This is a genomic window from Streptomyces sp. NPDC093065 (assembly GCF_044754585.1).
In the GTDB taxonomy this organism is placed as follows: Bacteria; Actinomycetota; Actinomycetes; order Streptomycetales; family Streptomycetaceae; genus Streptomyces.
In genome coordinates this window covers 159918-180492 of record NZ_JBIVPJ010000016.1, presented here as the reverse complement: position 1 = coordinate 180492, position 20575 = coordinate 159918, and the positions used below count along the sequence as shown (strand labels likewise).

Below are 20575 nucleotides of genomic sequence, written 5' to 3'. Positions count from 1 at the left end.
GGGGGGGGGGGGGGGGGGGGGGGGGGCGGGGGGGGGGGGGGGGGGCGGGGGCCCCCCCCCCCCCCCCGCACGGGTGGTGGACGCCGGAGCCTCCGGGCCGCGCCCGACGGCCGGCGTCCCGCCCCGGTGCGGTGGACCCGGAACAGGGCCGACCTCCCGCGCCGGTGCCGGTTCCGTGGCCCCGGAACCGGTCCCGGACACCGGCGCCCGGGGCGGCCGGCGCCCCGTCCTCCGGGGTGGGTGGCCGGCTCCGGAGTGCCGGGCCCGTGCGCCCGACACCCCGGGAGACGGACCGGCGTACCGGGACCGGCCCGGCACCGGAAGCGGTCCGGGCGGCCCTCCGGTGAGGCCGAGCCCGCCCCACGGACGGACAACCGACACCCAGCCCACCCCGGCACACCGGAAAGCGGCCCAGCGACCGGGTCACCGGCCCCACACCAAAGCGATGCAACCGGCACCCCCCGTGAGACCCAGCCCGCCCCACGGACGGACAACCGACACCCCGACACCCCGACACCCAGCCCACCCCGGCACACCGGAAAGCGGCCCAGCGACCGGGACCAGCCCCGCGCTGAAGCGATGCGACCGGCACCTCCCGTGGGGCCGAGGCCGTCCCACGGGCAACCGACACCCCGGCGTCCAGCCCGCGCCCCGGCATACCGGAAGGTGGCCCGGCGTGCCGGGAGCGGTCCCGTGCCGGATCAGTGCGGGTGGCCCTCCGGTGGGTCCGTGCCCGTGGTCGACGGGTGGGTGTGTGCGGCGTCCAGGAGTTTCGCGGCGCCGCGCACGGCCGCCGTGTGGGGTGCCGGGACCGCGCGCAGCGGTACGTGCAGCCGGTCGGCGAGCCGGCAGGTGATCTCGGGGCGCAGCGCGCCGCCGCCCGCCAGCAGCGGCCCCCGGCTCAGCGCGTCGACCGTGAGCGACGTGCCGTCCTGGCGCAGCATCGAGGTCGTCATGTCGGCCAGCGCCTCGCTGATCCGCGTGGACGGGGTCGCGTCGTCGATGTCCCCGGTGCCCAGCGCGGTGCGGCGGGCGTCGAAGACGGCGCCGTCGACCAGGAGCACCACCTCCGTGAGATGGGCGCCGATGTCCATGACGAGCAGCGGCCGGGTCAGGTCGGCGCCCGCCGCGAGGGCCACCGCCCGCGCGCTGGGAACGGTCAGCACGCTGCGCGGCCGCAGCACCTCCACGGCCGTACGGGCCTCGGTCCGGTAGGCCAGCCCGTCCAGCACCGGCGCGGTCACCACGACCACCGGACGCGCGAAGCGGGGCAGCCGGTGGCCCAGCAGCCGGTCGAGCATCCGGGCCGTGCCCTGGGTGTCGACGATGGAACCGCGCTGGATGGGGTACACCGCGCCCGCACCGGGGAAGGTCACCGTCGGCACGTCGAGGATCATCCCGCGCCCGGAGACCCAGGCGCGGGTACGGGCGCTGCCCATGTCGAGGGCGACGCCGCTGCACTGCCGGCACAGCGGCCAGGGCCGGTGCCGGGACAGCCCGGCGCGCGGCCGCCGGAGCAGGGTCATCGTCCGGCCTCCCGCACCTGCTGGCAGCGGGCGCAGTAGCGGGCCTGCGGCACGATCATCAGCCGGTCGCGGTCGATGGTGCGCCGGCACAGATGACAACGGCCGTAACGGCCCTCGGCCATGCGGTCGAGGGCTGCCTCGACGTCGGCGAGGACCATGCGCGCGGAGGCCGCCAGCTTGACCCGGACCTCGGTCTGCGCGGCGGACCGCCGCTGGATCAGCTCGTCGGTGCGGGACGGGACCGCCGCGATCTGCCGCAGCTGGTCCTCGCGGAACAGCCGCTGCTCCCGGAGGTTCTCCCGGAGCACGGCGAGGTCCTCGGGCGACAGGGCCGGCTGACGCGTGTCGCGGTCGTCGATGATCTGGTTGTTCACCACTTCACCCCTTGGGCAGGGCGGGAGGGACGAGTACGGGACGGAAGGGCGCGGTCAGACGGCGGCGCGGCGCTGGCAGGCGACGCAGTACCGCGTGTAGGGGAGGATCTCCAGGCGCTCGCCCGGTACGGGCTTGCCGCAGCCCAGACAGGTGCCGTAGGTGCCGTCCTCGACCCGGGCGAAGGCCTCGTCGATCTCCTTGAGCACCCGCTCGATCGCGGCCTTCTGCGCGGACATCAGCTGGTCGTCCGCCTGGCCGCTCTCGTCGAGGGCCTGCAGCTGGGTCATGCGGGTGTTGCGGGCGTGTTCGAGACGCTGGCGCGCCTCGTGAGCGGTCAGCCGCTCGGGGCGGGGTTCGATGCGGGAGGCGTCGAGCGACACGGTGACGGGTCCTTTTCTCGGAAGGTTCTGCGGGTTTCGGAAGCCGCTGCGGCATCTCGGATGTTCTGCGGGTATGCCGAGCGCCGGGCCGATGGGGCCCGGTCATCCTCAACCCTGGCCGGGACCCGCCGGGAAACCCATCGGGCGCAGGACCCATTTGCGCGGGGGCGCGGGATCCACTCGCCGGGGCGGCCATATGGGTATGCCGCGGGCCGTAAATGGGGGCCGGGCCCCATCGACCGGACGGGTCCGGGAGGGGCACGCTGGTCGCTTGCTCGGTCGCTACCTGGGCCGCAGCTCCCACCGAGGGTGCGCGATGACCGACAGTAGAGGCGTACCAGTCGACACGTCGCTGAAGGAGGCGTACCCCCGGTGTCCCTGTTCTGGCGGATCTTCGGGCTCAACGCGGTGGTGCTGGGCTTCGCCACGGCGCTGCTGCTGTGGGCTCCGGTGACCGTCTCCGTGCCGATCCTGCTGACCGAGGCCGTCGTCCTGGTGGGCGGGATGGGCGTCATGCTGGTGGCCAACGGCACACTGCTGCGCTGGGGCCTGGCCCCGCTGGAGCGGCTCACCAAGCTGATGACCACCGTCGACCTGCTGCGCCCGGGCCAGCGGCTGCCGGTCTCCGGCGGCGGTGAGGTCCCCGAGCTGATCCGCACGTTCAACGCCATGCTGGACCGCCTGGAGAACGAGCGGGCCACGAGCAGCGCCCGCGTCCTGCTCGCCCAGGAGGCGGAGCGGCGCCGTATCGCGCAGGAGCTGCACGACGAGGTCGGGCAGAGCATGACGGCGATCCTGCTGGTCCTGGGACGCGCCGCGGACGACGCCGAAGAGCCGCTGCGCGACGAGCTGCACCAGGCGCAGGAGATCACCCGGGAGAGCCTGGACGAGGTCCGCCGCCTGGTGCGCCGGCTGCGGCCCGGCGTCCTGGACGACCTCGGTCTGATCAGCGCGCTGTCCTCGCTCACGCACGACTTCGCCACCCACACCGGCCTGCGGGTGGTGCGCCGTTTCGACGCCGACATGCCGGTCCTGGACCACGAGACCGAGCTGGTCCTCTACCGGGTGGCGCAGGAGAGCCTGACCAACGCCGCCCGCCACGCGGACGCCGAGCGCCTCGAGGTGGGCCTGGCCCGCGCGGAGGGCGCGGTGACGCTCACCATCGCCGACGACGGCCGCGGCATCGAGGCGGCGCACGAGGGCGCCGGCATCCGCGGCATGCGTGAACGGGCCCTGCTCATCGGGGCCGCCCTCGACATCACGTCGGCGCCCGGCGCCGGCACCCGCATCCGGCTCACCGCACCCCTTCCCAGGAAGTAGCCCCGACCATGTCCGACCCGTCCCTGTCCGAGCCGTCCCTGTCGGAGCCGTCCGCGTCGGGCCGCTCCGCCGCCACCACGACGCCGGCGGCCTCCACGACGTCCGAGGCATCCGCGTACGGCACGCCCGAGGCGTCCGCCCCGGCGAAGATCCGCATCCTGCTCGCCGACGACCACGCGCTGGTACGCCGCGGTGTGCGCCTCATCCTCGACCGCGAGCCGGACCTCGAGGTGGTCGCCGAGGCCGGGGACGGCGCGGAGGCCATCGACATGGCGCGCGCCCACGAGGCCGACCTCGCGGTCCTTGACATCGCGATGCCCCGCCTCACCGGTCTGCAGGCGGCCCGCGAACTGTCCGCGCTGAAGCCGGGGCTGCGCATCCTGATGCTGACGATGCACGACAACGAGCAGTACCTGTTCCAGGCGCTGAAGTCGGGTGCCTGCGGATACGTGCTCAAGTCCGTCGCCGACCGGGACCTCGTCGCCGCCTGCCGCGCCGCGATGCGCGACGAGCCCTTCCTGTACCCGGGTGCGGTGACGGCGCTCATCCGCAACTACCTCGACCGGGTACGGCACGGCGAGGAGACCTCCGACCACATCCTCACCCCGCGCGAGGAGGAGGTCCTCAAGCTCGTCGCCGAGGGCCACTCCTCGAAGGAGATCGCCGAGATCCTCTTCATCAGCATCAAGACCGTCCAGCGGCACCGGGCCAACCTGCTCCAGAAGCTGGGGCTGCGCGACCGCCTGGAACTGACCCGGTACGCCATCCGCGCCGGGCTCATCGAGCCCTGACGCACCCCACGAACCGCCCGTGGCTCTGGTCGCCCACTCCCCGGCCGGAGCCCCGGGCTCCTCCTCTCCCCCGCTCATCCACCACGAAAGGGGACGGTGCATGCGCCGACGGCTCGCGACCGTGCTCACCGTCCTGCTGACCGTCCTGCTGCCTCTGGTCCCGGCCTGGCCGGCGGCCGGCGCGCAGGTCGGCCCCAGTGGTCCCCTGGCGGCGGCCGCCGCCACGGCCGTGCCGCATCCGGCCCTCGACCTCCACGCCGACGACGGCTGCACGCCGGTCTGCGCCGCGCAGCCCCGTGCCCGGCACGACCTGCCTGCCGAACGCCCGACGGCACCGGACCACCACGCGGCCGCCACCGCGCTCCGCGCGGGCGCGTCCCCCGGAGCCCACGCACGGACCTCGGCGGCGCCCGGCCCGGTGCCGGTCTCCCCCGGCCGCACGAGCCACGACAGCGGCCGGGCGCCGCCCGTCTCCTCCGGCACCTGAGACACCACTCCCTTCCCTTCACCTTCTTCCGCCGCGGCCGCGCTCGGCCGCCGCCGCGGCGTGCCCGCCGGAGGCCCGTGTTGAAACGCTCCCGTCCCCCTTCCCGCCCGCGTTCCCGTTCCCTGAACGTGCGTGCGCTCGTCGCGCTCGCGGTGATGGCCGCGTCCGTGGCCATCACCCTGACCATGCCGGTCCGCCTCGGGCTCGATCTGCGCGGCGGCACCCAGATCGTGCTGGAGACCAAGTCCACCGAGACCACCAAGGCCGGCCGGGAGGCCACCGACCGGACCGTGGAGGTGCTGCGCGGCCGCATCGACGCCCTCGGCGTCGCCGAGCCGACCATCGTCCGCTCCGGCGAGAACCGCGTCGTCGTCGAGCTGCCGGGCGTGCAGGACCCGAAGAAGGCCGCCGACGTGCTGGGCCGCACCGCGCAGCTCACCGTCCACTCGGTGCTCGGCCCGGCGGAGAACGCCGGTGACGGGGCCGACGGCACGGCCGCCAAGGACGGCGAGCGGGTGCTGCCGGACGAGTCCGGGCAGTCCCTGCGCCTGAAGGACGCCACGCTGACCGGGCAGGACGTCAAGGGCGCCGACGCCCGCTTCGACCAGCAGAACGGCGCGGGCTGGCACGTCACCGTCGACTTCAAGGACGCCGGCAGCGACCGGTGGGCCCAGGTGACCGGCGAGGCGGCCTGTCACCCGGCCGGCGATCCCCAGCGCCGGGTCGCCATCGTGCTCGACAACAAGATCATCTCCTCACCGCAGGTCGACCCCTCCGTGTCCTGCGGGGCGGGCATCACCGGCGGCTCCACACAGATCACCGGCTCCTTCGACGACACCGAGGCCCGCGAACTGGCCCTGCTCATCAAGGGCGGCGCCCTGCCCGTGCCGGTCGAGACCGTCGAGCAGCGCACCATCGGTGCCACCCTGGGCGACGAGGCCATCTCGGCCGGTGCCTGGGCCGCCGTCATCGGCACCGCGCTGACCGCGCTGTTCATCACCGTCGTCTACCGGCTGATGGGCGCCCTGGCGACCGTGGCCCTGCTCTGCTACGGCCTGATCTCCTACGCGGCCCTGGCCGCGGTCGGCGCGACCCTGACCCTGCCGGGCCTGGCCGGTTTCGTCCTGGCGATCGGCATGGCGGTGGACGCCAACGTCCTTGTCTTCGAACGGGCCCGCGAGGAACAGGCGGCCCGGACCCGGCCGAGCACCCGGTCGGCGCTGACCGCCGGCTTCCGCAGCGCCTTCAGCGCGATCGCCGACTCCAACGTCACCACGCTGATCGCCGCCGCCCTGCTGTTCTTCCTGGCCTCCGGCCCGGTCAAGGGCTTCGGCGTCACCCTCGGCATCGGTGTCCTGGCCTCGATGGTCAGCGCCCTGGTGATCACCCGGGTGCTGGCCGAGTTCGCCGCGGGCCGCCCGGCGGTCTTCCGCCGTCCCGGCATCACCGGCATCTCGACCACCGGCCCGGTCCGGGACGCCCTGCTGCGCCGCAACCCGTTCCTGATGCGCCGGCCGCGCCACTGGCTGGCGGCCTCCCTGGTCGTCCTCCTGGTGGCGGGCTCCGGCATTCTGGTGCGCGGCCTGAACTTCGGCATCGAGTTCACCGGCGGCCGGCTCATCGAGTACTCCACCGCCACCCAGGTCGACCCCGACCGGGCCCGCGACGCCCTCGCCGACGCGGGCTTCCCGCGCGCCGTCGTCCAGTCCTCCGGCGACAGCGACCTCACGGTGCGCACGGAGGAGCTGACCGACGCCGAGGCGGCGACCGTCACCAAGGCCGTCTCCGAGCTGGGCGGCGAGACGGAGAAGGTCCGCGACGAGCTGATCGGCCCGAGCCTCGGCGAGGAGCTGCGCCGGGACGCCCTGATCGCGCTGGGCCTGGCCCTGGGCGCCCAGCTGCTGTACCTCGCCGCCCGGTTCCGGATGCTGTTCGGCACCGCGGCGGTCAGCGCGCTCGCCCACGACGTGATCATCCTGGTCGGTGTGTTCGCCTGGCTGGGCAAGCCGATCGACGGGGTGTTCCTGGCCGCGCTGCTGACCGTGATCGGCTACTCGGTGAACGACTCGGTGGTGCTCTTCGACCGCGTCCGGGAGCTGATGGGCCGGGAGCGGAAGACGCCGTTCGACCGGCTCACCAACGACGCGATCCTGCAGACCCTGCCGCGCACGGTCAACACGGGCATGGGCGCCGTGCTCATCCTCGCCTCGCTGGCGGTCCTGGCCGACGACTCGCTCACCGACTTCGCGCTCGCGCTGCTGATCGGCGTGGGGGTCGGGACGTACTCCTCGGTCTTCACCGCCTCCCCGCTCGCCATCGAGCTGCACGGCCGCGACGCCGGGTCCCGGCGCACGCGCCGCAGGGGCGGCAGGGACGGCAAGGGGCGCGACACCGGCAGGACTGGCAGGACCGGGAAGCGGGTTCCCGCGACCCGCACGGAACGGCAGGAGGTCCTCTAGAGGGGTCTGACCAGCGGACGGGCGCCCCGCTCGGGGGCGCCCTCCCTCAGGGCGCGCCGGTGAAGTGCTGACCGAGCAGGGTCCGCACCAGGTCCGGGTCGCCGGCGATCAGCGCGTCGAGCAGCGCGGTGTGCTCGTGCGCGTCGGCGACCAGGTCGGCCCGGCCGCGCACGGCCGGCGAGCCGGCCGGCGGCCACTGGGCGCGGCGGTGCACGTCACCGGCGACCCGGACGAGCTGTTCGTTGCCGGCCAGCGCGAGCACCGCGCGGTGGAAGGCGCGGTCGGCCTCGGCGTAGGTGGCGGGACAGCCCGACGAGGCGGCGCGGACGGTGGCCTCGGCGAGGGGGCGCAGCTCCGCCCACCGCTCGGCGGGCACCGTACGGGCCAGGCGCAGCCACACCGGGGCCTCGATGAGCGCCCGGACCTCGGCCAGCTCGGCCAGCTCGCGGTCGCCGCGTTCGACGACGCGGAAGCCCCGGTTGGGCACGACCTCGACGGCGCCCTCCAGGGCGAGCTGCTGCATGGCCTCCCGCACGGGGGTGGCCGAGACGCCGAACCGCTCGCCGAGCACGGGCGCCGAGTAGACCTCGCCGGGCCGCAGCTCACCGGTGACCAGCGCGGTGCGCAGGGCGTCGAGGATCTGCCCGCGTACGGAGGAACGCTGGACGAGGGCGCGCGGGCGGGGCAGCGGCGGTTCGCCGTGGGTGTGCTCGCCGCGCGCCGGGCCGTCCGGCTCCCCGGCGCCGCGGGTTCCGTCCCGGCTCCGGTCCCGGGCCGCGTCCGCCGCCCCCGGCTGCACCGGGATCCGCACCGCTGCGGCCGCCGTACCCGTCCCTGCGGCGCCCTGCGCGCTGTACTTCACGGGTCCTCCTGCGGGACGTGTCGGTACTTGAGGTCATTGCGGCGGGTTGTCACCTGTCCGTCAAGCACCATAAGCGCAGGGGCCGTCAGTTCAAATCCCAAGCATCTTGGGTAAGGTAAGGCTTACCTCTAAGCAGCCCGTTGTCCCGACGTGGATCGGTGGTCCCGCATGCCTGTCGCCCGTACGGCCTTCACGGACGCCTACGCGCGCCTGTCCGAGGTCCTGCCCGGGCTGGGCGTCACCGAACTGGGCGCGGCCGACGAGATCCCGGGCGGCGAGGGCTGGGTCACGGCCGCCTCGCTCGCCGCGGGCGGGCCGGAGCTGGCGGAGTTCCTCGCCTGGGACGAGGCCCAGGTGCTGCGGGACTACGGGCAGCGGGCCCGGCCGGACGTGATCGCGAGCTTCGGCCTGCACCGGTACGCGTGGCCGGCCTGCCTGCTGATCACCGTGCCGTGGTTCCTGCACCGCAGGGTGCCCCGCCATCCCGCGGCCCACGTGGCCTACGACCGCACGGCCGCCGGTCTGCCGCTCGGCCGGATGGCCGTGCGCGCCGCGTCCTTCGCCTGTCTGCCCGGCGATCCGGCCGCGACCCTGCCCGGCGCCCGGGTGGTCGCCGACGAGGAGGCGCTGCGCGCCGAGGTGCGGGCCGCGGTGGCCGAGCACCTGGAGCCGGTGCTGGCCGGATTCGGCCCCCGGACGCGGCGGCGCGGACGCGCCCTGTGGGGCATGGCGACCGACGAGATCGTCGAGGGCCTGTGGTACGTGGCCCACCTACTCGACGAGCAGGAGCGGGCGCGGCACGAGCTGGAGCTGCTGCTGCCGGGCGCCACCAAGCCGTACGTCGGGGACGCGGCCTTCCGGGAGCTGAAGGGGCCGGACGGCACCCCGCTGCACACCCGGGACCGGGCGAGCTGCTGCATGTTCTACACCCTGCGTCCCGAGGACACCTGCGCCACCTGCCCGCGGACCTGCGACGCGGACCGCGTGGACAAGCTGCTCGCCGCGGCGGCCTGAGCCGGCCGGCCGGACTCCCGCGGTACCGAAGCACCCTGACGGGCGGTCAGCGGGGCCAAGATCGTCGACTAGGATCGTCGACGCTGTTTCACAACTTCCCCACGCACCGCGGTAACTTTCCGTGGAACCACTCGTACGGGTAGTCTTATTCGAACTCAACTCCCGCCCCTCATGCGACAGTTCGAGCAGATCGCCGCCCTGGGCACCCCCTCTGCACTCCCTTGGCGGCCTCTTGCCCCGAAACCCCCTGAGGGCCGCTGGGTTTGGGCCACCATGGCGGGCGTTACGCCCTATCCCACTGCAAGGGACCCCAGATGAGATTGACCGACATATCGCTGAACTGGCTGCTTCCGGGCGCCGTGCTGCTCCTGGGCATGCTGGCGGCGGTGGCGGTGCTCGCGCGCGGCAAGCGTTCCTCGGGGAAGGACGCGGGCGCGGACGACTCGTGGGAGCGCATGGAGGAGCGCCGCCGGCGCAAGGAGGCCCTCTACGGCACCTTCTCCTACGTCCTGCTCTTCTGCTGTGCCGCGGTCGCGGCTGCGCTCTCCTTCCACGGTCTGGTCGGCTTCGGCGAGCAGAACCTCGGCCTGAGCGACGGCTGGCAGTACCTGGTCCCGTTCGGCCTCGACGGTGCGGCGATGTTCTGCTCCGTCCTCGCGGTGCGCGAGGCCAGCCACGGTGACGCGGCGCTCGGCTCGCGGATACTCGTGTGGGCCTTCGCGTTCGCCGCGGCCTGGTTCAACTGGGTGCACGCGCCGCGCGGCCTGGGGCACGCGGGTGCCCCGCACTTCTTCGCGGGCATGTCCCTGTCGGCGGCGGTGCTGTTCGACCGGGCCCTGAAGCAGACCCGCCGGGCCGCCCTGCGCGAGCAGGGTCTGGTGCCGCGTCCGCTGCCGCAGATCCGCATGGTCCGCTGGCTGCGCGCTCCCCGGGAGACGTACCGCGCCTGGTCGCTGATGCTCCTGGAGGGCGTGCGCAGCCTGGACGAGGCGGTCGAGGAGGTGCGCGACGACCGGCGCCAGAAGGAGGAGAAGAAGCTGCGGCGGCGCGAGCAGGAGCGGCTGGAGCGGGCGCAGCTCAAGGCGATCAGCCGGGGCCACGGCCACCGCGGCTTCCCGGGCCGCGGCGGCCGCCCGGTCGAGGTCGAGGTGCAGCAGGTCGAGCGGGGCTCGGAGCGTGCCACCGCGGAGCCTGCCATATCGACCCCGGAGCAGCTGCCCGCGGCGAGCCCGCGTCCCTCCCTTCAGCCCGTGCGGAGCGGATCTGAGCACAGGACCGTGGAGACCGTGGACCTCACCGCGGAGGACGACACCCAGGCCCTGCCCCGCCTGGACTCCCTGGAGCGCAAGCTCAAGGACCTGGAGCAGCAGTTCGGTTAGGCCGGGTCGGGGCACGGACGATCCGAGGCGCCGGTTCTCCGGCGCCTCAGGCCGCTTCCGCCTCCGCTTCCGTGCCCAGTTCGAACCAGACCGACTTGCCCACCTCGCAGGGCCGTACGCCCCAGTCGTCGGCGAGCGACTCGACCAGGACCAGCCCTCTGCCGTTGGTGCTCTCCTCCCGCGGGGCACGCGGCCGGGGCTGTCCGACCCGGCCCACGAAGTCCCGTACCTCCACCCGCAGGGCGTGCGGCCCGACCGTCGCCGTCAGGACGGCGCCCTCGTCGGTGTGCACGAGCGCGTTGGTGACCAGCTCGCTGGTGAGCAGTTCCGCGACCTCGGACTGTCCGGGCCCGCCCCAGTGCCGCAGCAGCTCACGCAGGGCCCGCCGGGCCTCGGGCACCGCCCGCAGGTCGGCCCGGCCGAGCCGTCGCCTGAGCTGTGACACCGCCTCCTCCTTCATGTCCCCCGTCGGCGCGCTGATGTCGCTTCCCCCCGTCTGTCGCGCTTGGGTCGAACAACTTCACGGGGAAAGCCTTGCCCGTTCGGGCCCCCGGCAGTCATCGAGTTTCCTGCCGGCGGTCCGTTCGGTCACGGCCGGGGGACGTTGCGCAGGTTGGAGCGGGCCATCTGGAGCATGCGTCCGACGCCGCCGTCCAGGACGATCTTCGAGGCGGACAGGGCGAAGCCGGTGACCATGTCGGCGCTGATCTTCGGCGGGATGGACAGGGCGTTGGGGTCGGTGACGATGTCGACGAGGGCGGGGCCCTTGTGCTTGAACGCCGCCTTCAGCGCCCCCGGCAGGTCCTTGGGCTTCTCCACCCGTACGCCGAAGACGCCGCAGGCCTCGGCGACGGCGGCGAAGTCGGGGTTCTTGTTGGCCACCCCGTGCGAGGGCAGGCCCGCGACGAGCATCTCCAACTCGACCATGCCGAGCGAGGAGTTGTTGAAGAGGACGACCTTCACCGGCAGGTCGTGCTGGACGAGGGTGAGGAAGTCGCCCATCAGCATGGTGAAGCCGCCGTCGCCGGACATCGAGACGACCTGCCGGCGCCGGTCGGTGAACTGGGCGCCGATCGCCATCGGCAGCGCGTTGGCCATCGAGCCGTGGGAGAAGGAACCGATGATGCGGCGGCGTCCGTTGGGCGAGATGTAACGAGCCGCCCAGACATTGCACATACCGGTGTCGACGGTGAACACGGCGTCGTCGTCGGCCATTTCGTCGAGCACGGCGGCGACGTACTCGGGATGGATCGGGACGTGCTTGTCGACCTTGCGGGTGTACGCCTTGACGACGCCCTCCAGGGCGTCCGCGTGCTTCTTCAGCATCCGGTCGAGGAAGCGGCGGTTCTTCTTCTCCTTCACCCGCGGGATCAGGCAGCGCAGCGTCTCCCGGGCGTCGCCCCACACCGCGAGGTCCAGCTTGGAACGCCGGCCCAGGTGCTCGGGCCGGACGTCGATCTGCGCGATCTTCACGTCGTCCGGCAGGAAGGCGTTGTACGGGAAGTCGGTGCCGACCAGGAGCAGCAGGTCGCACTCGTGGGTGGCCTCGTAGGCGGCGCCGTAGCCGAGGAGCCCGCTCATGCCGACGTCGTAGGGGTTGTCGTACTGGATGAACTCCTTGCCGCGCAGCGCGTGCCCCACCGGTGCCTTGAGCTTCCCGGCGAACTCCATGACCTCGGCGTGCGCGCCCGCGGTGCCGCTGCCGCAGAACAGGGTGACCTTGTCGGCGTCGTCGATCATCCGCACCAGCCGGTCGATCTCCTCGTCGCCGGGCCGGACGGTGGGCCGGGAGGTGACGAGCGCCGTCTCGGCGACCCCCTGCGGGGCGGGCTCGTCCGCGATGTCGCCGGGCAGCGAGACGACGCTGACGCCGCCCTGGCCGACGGCGTGCTGGATCGCGGTCTGGAGCAGCCTCGGCATCTGCTTCGGGCTGGAGATCAGCTCGCTGTAGTGACTGCACTCGCGGAACAGCTGGTCGGGGTGGGTCTCCTGGAAGAAGCCCAGGCCGATCTCGCTGGAGGGGATCTGCGAGGCGAGGGCGAGGACGGGGGCCATGGAGCGGTGGGCGTCGTAGAGCCCGTTGATGAGATGGAGGTTGCCGGGTCCGCAGGAGCCCGCGCACGCGGCCAGCTTCCCGGTGATCTGGGCCTCCGCGCCGGCGGCGAAGGCGGCGGTCTCCTCGTGCCGGACGTGCACCCATTCGATGCCGGAGTGGCGGCGCACGGCGTCCACGACCGGGTTGAGGCTGTCCCCGACCACTCCGTAGAGGCGCTTCACCCCGGCGCGGGTGAGGATGTCGACGAACTGTTCCGCGACGTTCTGTTTGGCCATGGCTCCAGCTATGCCACAGCGAGCGGCCTCACGCCTCCCAAACGGCGGCGGCCGTACGGTCGTCCGCGTACCCCTTGACCCGGACGCCGCTGTCGGTGAGGAACTCCCCGAGTCCCGGCGCCGGACGGCCCGTCCATCTGCGGGCGAGGAGTTCGCCCAGCTCGGGCTCGGTCAGCAGCGGCTCGGCGAGGCCCGCGGTGCACATCAGGAGCACGTCACCCGGGCGGGCTACGGAGGCCCGGAAGCGGAAGGGCTCGCGGGGCGGCCCGACGGGCGGTCCGTCGTACGGCCCCGGGGCCGTGGTGATGCCGAGGTCCATGGTGAGCCGGTCGCCGTCGGGCGTCTCGCCCGGCGCGTCGTCGGGCGTGCTCCTCGGATCGGAGCCGAAGCCGAGGACGGGCTCACCGGTGACGTCGCCGACGTCCGGCTCCATGTCCCGCCAGGTGCCGTCGCGCAGCCGGAGCAGTCCGCCCGCGCCGACACCGAAGAACACCCGGGTGCGGCACTCCGGGTCGGCGGGCAGCAGCAGGCAGCGCAGGGTGGCCGCGTACTCGTCCGGGGCGAGGCCCTGTTCGGCGGCGCCGGCGCGGAGCCGGCCGAGGCTGCGGTCGGTGAGGCGGTGCAGGCCGGACTTCAGGTCGCCGCGCCGGGCCGCCCGCAGGTCCTCGGCGAGCCGCGCATGACTGCGCCCCACGGCCCGCCCCATCCACCGGCACACCTCGGCCGCCGCCCGGTGTGCCCCGGCGGTCGCGCGGGCGCCGGTCGCCATCGCCACCAGGACCAGCGCCTGCTCGCCTGCGCCGAACCGGGCGACGAGCAGCGCGTCGCGCCGCGGTTCGCCCCGGTAGCGCGCGGAGTCCCCGCGCACGGAGACGGCCCGCAGCGTGCACGTCCCGTACCGGGCGCCCTCCAGCACGGTGTCGGGGACCAGCCCGTCGAGGCCGTCGGGATCAGCGGGCGGCAACGCGGTGGGCTCGGCGTCGTAGGTGGGCGGCCCGGAGCCGACGTAGCCCCGGTCGGCGCCGTCCGGTCCGGCGGGCGTCGAGGGCAGGAACTGCGGCGGAAGCGGGGGCAGGCCGGACCCGGTCCGGGGCGGCGGAACGTCGGCGGGCGGTTCGGTGAGGTCGGCGGCTCCGATCCCCGAGGTGGTGAGTCCCCGCGGATCACCACCTCCACCCCGGCCACCGGACACCGCGGACGGCGGCGGAACCGACGCCTCCGGGACGACCGAGGACGGCCCGGAGCCGAGCCACCCGGCACCCGCCGGCGACACGGCACCGGGGCACCCACTCCCCGGCGGCACAGTACCGCGACGCTCAGCCCCCGGCGGGGCAGTGCCGGCGCGCTCACCCCCCGGCGGCACACTGCCGGGCCACTCACCCCTCGGCGGGGCAGTGCCGGCGCGCTCGGGACCCGGCGCCACGGTGCCGGACCACTCACCCCCCGGCGACATCGTCCCGAACCGCTCGGGACCCGACGGCGGCACAGCACCGGCGCGCTCACTCCCCGGCGAGGCAGCGCCGGGCCACTCACCCCCCGGCGGCACAGTGCCGGACCGCTCACCCCCCGGCGGCACCGTGCCGGACCGCTCACCCCCCGGCGGCACAGTGCCGGACCGCTCGTCGCCCGGCGGCACGGTGCCGAACCGTTCGGGACCCGACGGCGGCACAGCACCGGCGCGCTCACTCCCCGGCGGGGCAGTGTCGCGGCGCTCGTCGCCCGGCGACACCGTCCCGAACCGCTCGGGACCCGACGGCGGCACGACACCGGCGCGCTCACTCCCCGGCGAGGCAGCGCCGGGCCACTCACTCCCCGGCGGCACAGTGCCGGACCGCTCACCCCCCGGCGGCACCGTGCCGGACCGCTCACCCCCCGGCGGCACGGTGCCGAACCGTTCGGGACCCGGCGGGAAGTTCGCCGGGCCGGTGGGAAACGCGGAGGGGGGTTCCCACGGGGCTGTCGGGCGGGGTGGGGCCGGGGGGTGCGGGGGTGCGCTGTCGCGGGGGTCGATGTTTTCGTCTCGCCGCACAGGTGCCGGGGGGCGCGGCGGGACGGAGGCACCCCGGGGCCCGCCGGATTCGTCGCCGACCCGCGAGGGGTCTGCCGCGCCCGTCGACCCGCTGCCGCGGGAGGCGTCGCCGCCGACGTGCGGCGCGGACTCGGGGCCCGACGCTCGCACGTCACGCGGGGCATCGTCACCGACCCCAGGTGGGCCCGTGGGGCGCGGCGGCCCGCCGACCCGCGTGGGATCGTCACCCGCCCGCGTCGGTCCCGGCGTAAGCGGCGGCCCGCCGGCACGCGAAGGCTCGTCACCGGCGCGCAGGGGCCCGGTGCCGCCCGCCGGCCCCGCGGTGCGGGGGCCGGGGACGCCCGGGGGACGGGCCGTGGCCCACCAAGGGGCCCCGGGGTCGGGCGGGGTGGGGACCGACGCGGGCCCCGTCGCCTGGTCCTCGGTGCCGGGACCGGGGCGGCCGCTCACCGTGCCGGACGCCGAGGCGAAGCGGTCGTCCAGGGAATCGGGTGCGGCCGTGGGGCCGGTGTCGTCGGTGGAGTCGTCGTACAGCTGCCCCCACCAGTCGTCCTCAGGACCGGTGGGACCGGTGGGACCGGTGGGCCTTCCCCCCTGCTGACTCATGCTCCTGATTGTCCACCGACGGGCCCGGATGAGAACGGGGCATCGGAAAATTCGGGCGGTCCGGCGCGCGCCGGGCGGCGTGTCGGGGGACGCGTCGAACGGTTCTCCGAGGTGGGGTGGCCGAGCGGCCCCACCCCCCACGGGAGGACCGCTCGGCGACGCCACCTTGGCAGAGTGACCGGCGGTACGGCGATGATGTCCACGGGCGGGTTTACGCCGTGGCCGTTTTCCGCCACATGCGGGCCCCCGCCGCTGGTGATGACCATGGTTCCAGGGAGGGGCGACGCCTGATGCTGGGAGTGCTGGGGCTGGAGGGCACGCAGGAGGCGGCGTACCGGGCGCTGGTGTCGGTGGGCGCGGCCGACGTGCCCGACCTGGCGCGGCGGTTGGAGCTCGGCGAGCAGGACACCGAGCGCGTGCTGCGCCGGCTGGAGCAGAACGGGCTGGCCGCCCAGTCCTCGGCCCGCCCGGGCCGCTGGGTCGCGGCCCCGCCGGGCGTCGCACTGGGCGCGCTGCTCACCCAGCAGCGGCACGAACTGGACCGGGCGGAGCTGGCGGCGGCCCTGCTGGCGCAGGAGTACCGGGCGGCTGCCGCCGAACCCGCCGTGCACGACCTGGTGGAGGTGGTGACCGGCGCCGCGGCCGTCGCCCGGCGCTTCCTCCAGCTGCAGCTCGGCGCGAGCGACGAGGTCTGCGCGCTGGTCACCGACCGGCCGGTGGCCGTGACCGGCATGGAGAACGACGCGGAGGAGCAGGCCACCGGACGCGGTGTCCGCTACCGCGTGGTGGTCGAGCGCTCGGTGCTCGACCTGCCGAGCGGCATCACCGAGCTGACCGCCGCGCTGGGCCGCGACGAGCAGGTCCGGGTCGTGGACCGGGTGCCGACCAAGCTGGTCGTCGCCGACCGGTCCCTGGCCCTGGTGCCGCTCACCGCGCGCTCCTCGGAGCCCGCCGCGCTGGTCGTGCACGCCAGCGGCCTCCTCGAGCTGCTGTCGGGCCTCTTCGAGGCCGTGTGGCGGGACGCCCTCCCGCTGCGTCTGGGCGCCTCCGGCGTGACCGAGCACGGCCCGGACGGCCCCGACGGCACCGACCTGGAGATCCTCTCGCTGCTGCTCGCCGGGCTGACCGACGCGAGCGTCGCCAAGCAGCTCGACCTGGGCCTGCGGACCGTACAGCGGCGGGTGAAGCGGCTGATGGAGCTGACCGGGGTCACCACCCGGCTCCAGCTGGGCTGGCACGCCTACGAGCGGGACTGGGTGGCCAGGAAACCCTGAGGGCCACCACCCGCCGCGCCGTACTTCTGCGGACCGCGCCGGACTCCTGCACCCTGGACAGATGGGAGCGTGGGACCTCCTGCTGACCGGCCTGGTCGTTCTGCTCGGGCTGTGCGGCGTCCTGCTCCCCGGCGTGCCCGGATCGTGGCTGGTGTGGGCCGGGGTCCTGTGGTGGGCGTTGAAGGATCCGCAGCCGCTCGCGTGGGCCGTCCTCGTCGGCGCCACCGTCGCCCTGCTGCTGTCCCGGGCGGTGCGCTGGGCGCTGCCGAACCGCAGGAGACGCCGGGACGAGGCCATGCGCCGGCTGACGGCGTACGGGGGCGCCGGCGCCGTCCTCGGCTTCGTGGTCGTCCCGGTACTGGGCGCGATCCCCGGCTTCATGGGCGGCATCTACCTCGCAGAGCGGCTGCGGCTCGGGCGGCACGGCGAGGCGATGGCGTCGCTGCGGACGGCGATGCGGCACGGCGGCGCCGACCTGCTGACGGAGCTGTTCGCGTGCCTGCTGATCACCGGGGCGTGGCTGGGAGCGGTGCTGGCCGGCTGACCGTGGCGCCCTCCAGGGCCAGCAGCCGCGTCTTGCGTTCCAGACCGCCCGCGTACCCGGTCAGGGAGCCGTCGGCGCCGACCACCCGGTGGCAGGGGCGCAGGATCAGCAGGGGGTTGGCGCCGATCGCGCCGCCGACCGCGCGTACCGCCGGGCGCGAGGCCCCGATGCGGGCGGCGATCCGGCCGTACGTCGTCGTCGCCCCGTAGGGCACGTCGTCCAGGGCGGCCCACACGCGCTCCCGGAAGGCGGTGCCCTCGGCGCGCAGCGGCAGCCGGAACTCCGTCAGCTCCCCGGCGAAGTAGGCGGCGAGCTGCTCCTCGACGGCCCGGAAGGGCCCGGCGTCGTGCAGCCAGCCGTCCTGGACGCTCCGGCCGCCCTTCTGCCCGGGGACGGACAGGGAGGTGATCGCGCCGTCGGGGCCGGCGGTGAGCAGCAGCCGCCCGACGGGACTGTCGGTCTCGTGCCAATAGGTGGCGGGGGTGGTCATCGGTCGTTCTCCCACTCTCCTGCTGCGCGCAGGTGGTTCAGTGCGTACGAGCGCCAGGGGCGCCAGGTGTCGGGGACGGCGGGGCCGGGCGGGGCGACGTCCGGGTCGCCGAGGGCGCGGGTGCGCACGACGGCGACGGTACGGGCGTCCAGGCCGGGCACGGCGAGCAGGGCGCGCTCGGCGTCGTCCCGGTCGGCGCCGGGGTCCAGCCGTACGGCGCCGTCGGCGAGGGCGGCGGCGAGCGCCCCCGGGGTGCCGTCCGGCAGGGCCTCGGCGAGGGCGGCCGGTTCGGGGAAGAGGTGGGTGAGGGTGCCGCAGGGCGCGTCGAGCGCCTTGCCGTACCGCCGGACGAGCCGCTCGGCCTCCGCGCGCCCCACCAGGGCCCGCACCGCGAGTTCGTCGGGGTCGGCGGTGCCCGGTGAGCGCAGCCCGGGTCGGGCGGCGACCAGTGGGGCGAGCCGGGGGTCGGCGCCGAGCCGCTCGTCGACGGCGTACGGGTCGGCGTCGAGGTCGAACAGCCGCCGCAGCCGCTGGACGGACGTGGTCAGGTCGCGCAGGTCGGTCAGGTGGAGGCGGGCGTCCAGCCAGCCCCCGCCCCCGGTGCCCGCCCGGTCCGGCCGGCCCGGCCGTTCCCGGACGGCGACGATCCCGGTGCCGTGGGGCAGGCGCAGGGTGCGCCGGTGGACGCGCCGGCCGGGTGCGCCGCTCACCTCCTCGATCCCGGCGACGGCCTCCCGCTGGAGCAGGTCGAAGACGGGGCCGGGCTGGTAGGGGCCGCGGTGGGCGAGGCGCAGCGGGACGCCGGCGGAGGGGGTGGCCGTGTGCCGGGCGGCCCGGTCGCGGGCCGGGGCGGCGGCGCGCAGCCCGCTCGGGGTGGTCGCGTACACGGCCCGGACCGTGTCGTTGAACTGCCGCACGCTGGCGAACCCGGACGCGAAGGCGATCTCCGTGACCGGCAGGCCGGTGGTCTGCAGCAGGACGCGCGCGGTGTGCGCCCGCTGGGCGCGGGCGAGGGCGACGGGTCCGGCGCCCACCTCGGCGGTGAGCTGGCGCTGCACCTGCCGGGCGCTGTAGCCGAGCCGTCCGGCGAGTCCGGCGACGCCCTCCCGGTCGACGACGCCGTCGCCGATCAGCCGCATGGCGCGGCCGACGACGTCGGCGCGGACGTTCCAGTCCGCGGAGCCCGGCACGGCGTCGGGACGGCACCGCCGGCAGGCCCGGAAACCCGAGCCCTGCGCGGCGGCGGCCGTCGCGAAGAACCGCACGTTGTGCCGCTTCGGGGTGACCGCGGGGCAGCTGGGCCGGCAGTAGATGCCGGTCGTCTCGACGGCGAAGAAGAACGCGCCGTCGAACCGGGCGTCCCGGCTCCGCACGGCCTCGTACCTGCCGTCGTCGCGTGTCTTCTCGTGCTCCGCTGTCCGTGTCACGCCGTCCAGTCTCCGCCAGACCGGAGGACCGGGCTGGCGGAAATCGGACATCACGCTGGAGGGACCGCCGGACTACCGCAGGCCGCCCCGCTTGGCCTCCATCGCCGCCTTGCCGATGGCGCCCCGGCGCTTCCACTCCTTGCGGATCTCGGCGCGCAGCCGGGCGTCGGTCTTGGCGACGATGCGCTGGTTCTCCCGCACGAGCTTGCGGTAGCTCTCCAGCCGCCGCTCGGGCAGCACACCGCTGCCGACGGCGTCGAGGACGGCGCAGCCGGGCTCGCTCTCGTGGGCGCAGTCGTGGAACCGGCACTCCTCGGCCAGCTCCGCGATCTCGGCGAACACCTGGTCCACGCCGCTGCCCGCGTCGAACAGCCCGACGCCCCGCAGCCCGGGGGTGTCGATCAGCACTCCCCCGCCGGGCAGGGCGAGGAGGTTGCGGGTGGTGGTGGTGTGCCGTCCCTTGCCGTCGACGTCGCGGATGGCCTGGACATCCATGACGTCGTCGCCGAGCAGCGCGTTGGCGAGGGTGGACTTGCCGGCGCCGGACTGCCCGAGCAGCACGGCGGTGCCGCCGGAGACGACGGCGGCGAGCACGTCGAGCCCTTCACCCTGCTCGGCGCTGACGGACAGCACCGGCACGCCGGGCGCGGCGGTCTCCACGTCCTGGACGAGGTACGCGAGCGTCACCGGGTCGGGGACCAGGTCGGCCTTGGTGAGGACGACCAGGGGCTGCGCCCCCGACTCCCAGGCGAGGGCGAGGAACCGTTCGATCCGGGCGAGGTCCAGCTCGGCCGCGAGCGACACGGCGACGACGGCGTGGTCGACGTTGGCCGCGAGGATCTGCCCCTCGGACCGTTTGGAGGAGGTGGAGCGCACGAAGGCGGTACGGCGCGGCAGACACGTCCGTACGTAGCGCGGGTTGCCGCCCTCGGGGTCGACGGCGACCCAGTCGCCGGTGCAGACGACGCGCAGGGGGTCGTTGGGGGTGACGAACGCGGTGTCGGCCCGCAGCACACCGGCCGCGGTGACGACGTCGCACTGCCCGCGGTCGACCCGGACGACCCGGCCGGGCAGCAGCCCTTCGGCGGCGTACGGCGCGAACGCGTCGGCCCAGGTGTCGTCCCAACCGTAGGAGGACAGGGCGGAGTAGGGGGAGGTGGAAAACGTGGAAGTCAAGGGGTGACCCTTCAGGGTGCGGCCCCGGCGCGAGAACTCAGGGAGCGGCTGGGATCAGCCGGTGGCCGCGGAGGTGGACTCGATGGACTCCTGGATGCGGGCAGC

17 protein-coding genes and 1 pseudogene are annotated in these 20575 nt (G+C 74.8%); 8 read left to right on the top strand and 10 right to left on the bottom strand.

Translation table 11 applies throughout. The features are described from left to right. Window positions 1-701: 701 nt before the first annotated feature. From ACIQFU_RS26050 to ACIQFU_RS26040, 3 genes are read right to left on the bottom strand one after another with little or no spacing between them, the layout of a single operon-like run. Window positions 702-1526, bottom strand: coding sequence for a rod shape-determining protein (locus ACIQFU_RS26050; protein ID WP_402554589.1), 825 nt, complete (start codon window positions 1524-1526; stop codon window positions 702-704). Further along, entirely contained in the window at window positions 1523-1903 is a 381-nt protein-coding gene (locus tag ACIQFU_RS26045; protein ID WP_402554588.1) for a TraR/DksA family transcriptional regulator, read from the bottom strand. Before ACIQFU_RS26045 ends, ACIQFU_RS26050 begins: the two co-directional genes overlap by 4 nt. A 51-nt stretch (window positions 1904-1954) precedes the next feature. Further along, entirely contained in the window at window positions 1955-2281 is a 327-nt protein-coding gene (locus ACIQFU_RS26040) for a TraR/DksA family transcriptional regulator (RefSeq protein ID WP_402554587.1), read from the bottom strand. A 372-nt stretch (window positions 2282-2653) separates the two neighbouring features. On the opposite strand from ACIQFU_RS26040, the gene ACIQFU_RS26035 reads away from it, so the two are divergent. The 4 genes from ACIQFU_RS26035 to secD all read left to right on the top strand — a co-directional run bounded on the left by ACIQFU_RS26035 (window position 2654) and on the right by secD (window position 7338). Beyond that, window positions 2654-3601, top strand: a complete 948-nt coding sequence (locus ACIQFU_RS26035; protein WP_402554586.1) for a HAMP domain-containing sensor histidine kinase — start codon at window positions 2654-2656, stop codon at window positions 3599-3601. 8 nt (window positions 3602-3609) lie between these two features. Then, entirely contained in the window at window positions 3610-4392 is a 783-nt protein-coding gene (locus tag ACIQFU_RS26030; RefSeq protein WP_402554585.1) for a response regulator, read from the top strand. Between the two features lie 100 nt (window positions 4393-4492). Next, window positions 4493-4879 carry a hypothetical protein gene (locus tag ACIQFU_RS26025; protein ID WP_402554584.1) on the top strand — a complete coding sequence of 129 codons (387 nt, stop codon included), beginning with the start codon at window positions 4493-4495 and terminating at the stop codon, window positions 4877-4879. An 80-nt stretch (window positions 4880-4959) separates the two neighbouring features. After that, window positions 4960-7338, top strand: a complete 2379-nt coding sequence (gene secD, locus ACIQFU_RS26020; RefSeq protein WP_402554583.1) for a protein translocase subunit SecD — start codon at window positions 4960-4962, stop codon at window positions 7336-7338. 46 nt (window positions 7339-7384) lie between these two features. On the opposite strand, the gene ACIQFU_RS26015 is transcribed toward secD, so the two are convergent. Beyond that, the gene (locus ACIQFU_RS26015; RefSeq protein ID WP_402554582.1) at window positions 7385-8200 is read right to left on the bottom strand and encodes a GntR family transcriptional regulator; all 816 of its coding nucleotides are present in this window, start codon (window positions 8198-8200) and stop codon (window positions 7385-7387) included. A 168-nt stretch (window positions 8201-8368) separates the two neighbouring features. On the opposite strand from ACIQFU_RS26015, the gene ACIQFU_RS26010 reads away from it, so the two are divergent. Both ACIQFU_RS26010 and ACIQFU_RS26005 read left to right on the top strand, forming a co-directional pair. Next, window positions 8369-9214 (top strand): (2Fe-2S)-binding protein, encoded by an 846-nt coding sequence (locus ACIQFU_RS26010; RefSeq protein WP_402554581.1) that lies wholly within the window; start codon window positions 8369-8371, stop codon window positions 9212-9214. A gap of 314 nt (window positions 9215-9528) precedes the next feature. After that, a complete protein-coding gene (locus ACIQFU_RS26005; RefSeq protein ID WP_402554580.1) occupies window positions 9529-10593 on the top strand; it encodes a DUF2637 domain-containing protein in 1065 nt (354 codons plus the stop codon). 46 nt (window positions 10594-10639) lie between these two features. Here the strand turns inward: ACIQFU_RS26005 and ACIQFU_RS26000 are convergent, their stop codons facing one another. From ACIQFU_RS26000 to ACIQFU_RS25990, 3 genes and pseudogenes are all read right to left on the bottom strand, one after another. After that, window positions 10640-11053 (bottom strand): ATP-binding protein, encoded by a 414-nt coding sequence (locus ACIQFU_RS26000; RefSeq protein WP_402554579.1) that lies wholly within the window; start codon window positions 11051-11053, stop codon window positions 10640-10642. Between the two features lie 128 nt (window positions 11054-11181). Further along, window positions 11182-12924 carry a pyruvate dehydrogenase gene (locus ACIQFU_RS25995; RefSeq protein WP_402554578.1) on the bottom strand — a complete coding sequence of 581 codons (1743 nt, stop codon included), beginning with the start codon at window positions 12922-12924 and terminating at the stop codon, window positions 11182-11184. Window positions 12925-13066: 142 nt separating this feature from the next. Continuing rightward, window positions 13067-14377 (bottom strand): annotated as a pseudogene (locus tag ACIQFU_RS25990) (protein phosphatase 2C domain-containing protein); the annotation flags it as partial. Window positions 14378-15849: 1472 nt separating this feature from the next. Here ACIQFU_RS25990 and ACIQFU_RS25985 point away from each other — a divergent pair. Further along, entirely contained in the window at window positions 15850-16833 is a 984-nt protein-coding gene (locus ACIQFU_RS25985; RefSeq protein WP_402554577.1) for a helix-turn-helix domain-containing protein, read from the top strand. A 61-nt stretch (window positions 16834-16894) separates the two neighbouring features. Beyond that, entirely contained in the window at window positions 16895-17377 is a 483-nt protein-coding gene (locus tag ACIQFU_RS25980; RefSeq protein WP_402554576.1) for a DUF456 domain-containing protein, read from the top strand. Here the strand turns inward: ACIQFU_RS25980 and ACIQFU_RS25975 are convergent. The 3 genes from ACIQFU_RS25975 to rsgA are packed head-to-tail and all read right to left on the bottom strand — an operon-like array spanning window position 17340 to window position 20470. Next, window positions 17340-17867, bottom strand: a complete 528-nt coding sequence (locus ACIQFU_RS25975) for a methylated-DNA--[protein]-cysteine S-methyltransferase (protein ID WP_402554575.1) — start codon at window positions 17865-17867, stop codon at window positions 17340-17342. The genes ACIQFU_RS25980 and ACIQFU_RS25975 overlap by 38 nt on opposite strands. Beyond that, a complete protein-coding gene (locus ACIQFU_RS25970; RefSeq protein ID WP_402554574.1) occupies window positions 17864-19345 on the bottom strand; it encodes a bifunctional transcriptional activator/DNA repair enzyme AdaA in 1482 nt (493 codons plus the stop codon). Before ACIQFU_RS25970 ends, ACIQFU_RS25975 begins: the two co-directional genes overlap by 4 nt. A gap of 21 nt (window positions 19346-19366) precedes the next feature. After that, on the bottom strand, window positions 19367-20470 hold the full coding sequence (gene rsgA / locus ACIQFU_RS25965; protein WP_402554573.1) for a ribosome small subunit-dependent GTPase A: 1104 nt from the start codon (window positions 20468-20470) through the stop codon (window positions 19367-19369). Between the last annotated feature and the right edge of the window lie 105 nt (window positions 20471-20575).

Bases quoted from the DNA above. Each gene is read 5' to 3' on its own strand.
- ACIQFU_RS26000 (WP_402554579.1), bottom strand. From the start codon at position 11,053: ATGAAGGAGGAGGCGGTGTCACAGCTCAGGCGACGGCTCGGCCGGGCC.
- ACIQFU_RS25980 (WP_402554576.1), top strand. From the start codon at position 16,895: ATGGGAGCGTGGGACCTCCTGCTGACCGGCCTGGTCGTTCTGCTCGGG.
- ACIQFU_RS26005 (WP_402554580.1), top strand. From the start codon at position 9,529: ATGAGATTGACCGACATATCGCTGAACTGGCTGCTTCCGGGCGCCGTG.
- ACIQFU_RS26010 (WP_402554581.1), top strand. From the start codon at position 8,369: ATGCCTGTCGCCCGTACGGCCTTCACGGACGCCTACGCGCGCCTGTCC.
- ACIQFU_RS26030 (WP_402554585.1), top strand. From the start codon at position 3,610: ATGTCCGACCCGTCCCTGTCCGAGCCGTCCCTGTCGGAGCCGTCCGCG.
- ACIQFU_RS26025 (WP_402554584.1), top strand. From the start codon at position 4,493: ATGCGCCGACGGCTCGCGACCGTGCTCACCGTCCTGCTGACCGTCCTG.
- ACIQFU_RS25970 (WP_402554574.1), bottom strand. From the start codon at position 19,345: ATGTCCGATTTCCGCCAGCCCGGTCCTCCGGTCTGGCGGAGACTGGAC.
- ACIQFU_RS25985 (WP_402554577.1), top strand. From the start codon at position 15,850: ATGCTGGGAGTGCTGGGGCTGGAGGGCACGCAGGAGGCGGCGTACCGG.
- ACIQFU_RS26050 (WP_402554589.1), bottom strand. From the start codon at position 1,526: ATGACCCTGCTCCGGCGGCCGCGCGCCGGGCTGTCCCGGCACCGGCCC.
- ACIQFU_RS25975 (WP_402554575.1), bottom strand. From the start codon at position 17,867: ATGACCACCCCCGCCACCTATTGGCACGAGACCGACAGTCCCGTCGGG.
- ACIQFU_RS25995 (WP_402554578.1), bottom strand. From the start codon at position 12,924: ATGGCCAAACAGAACGTCGCGGAACAGTTCGTCGACATCCTCACCCGC.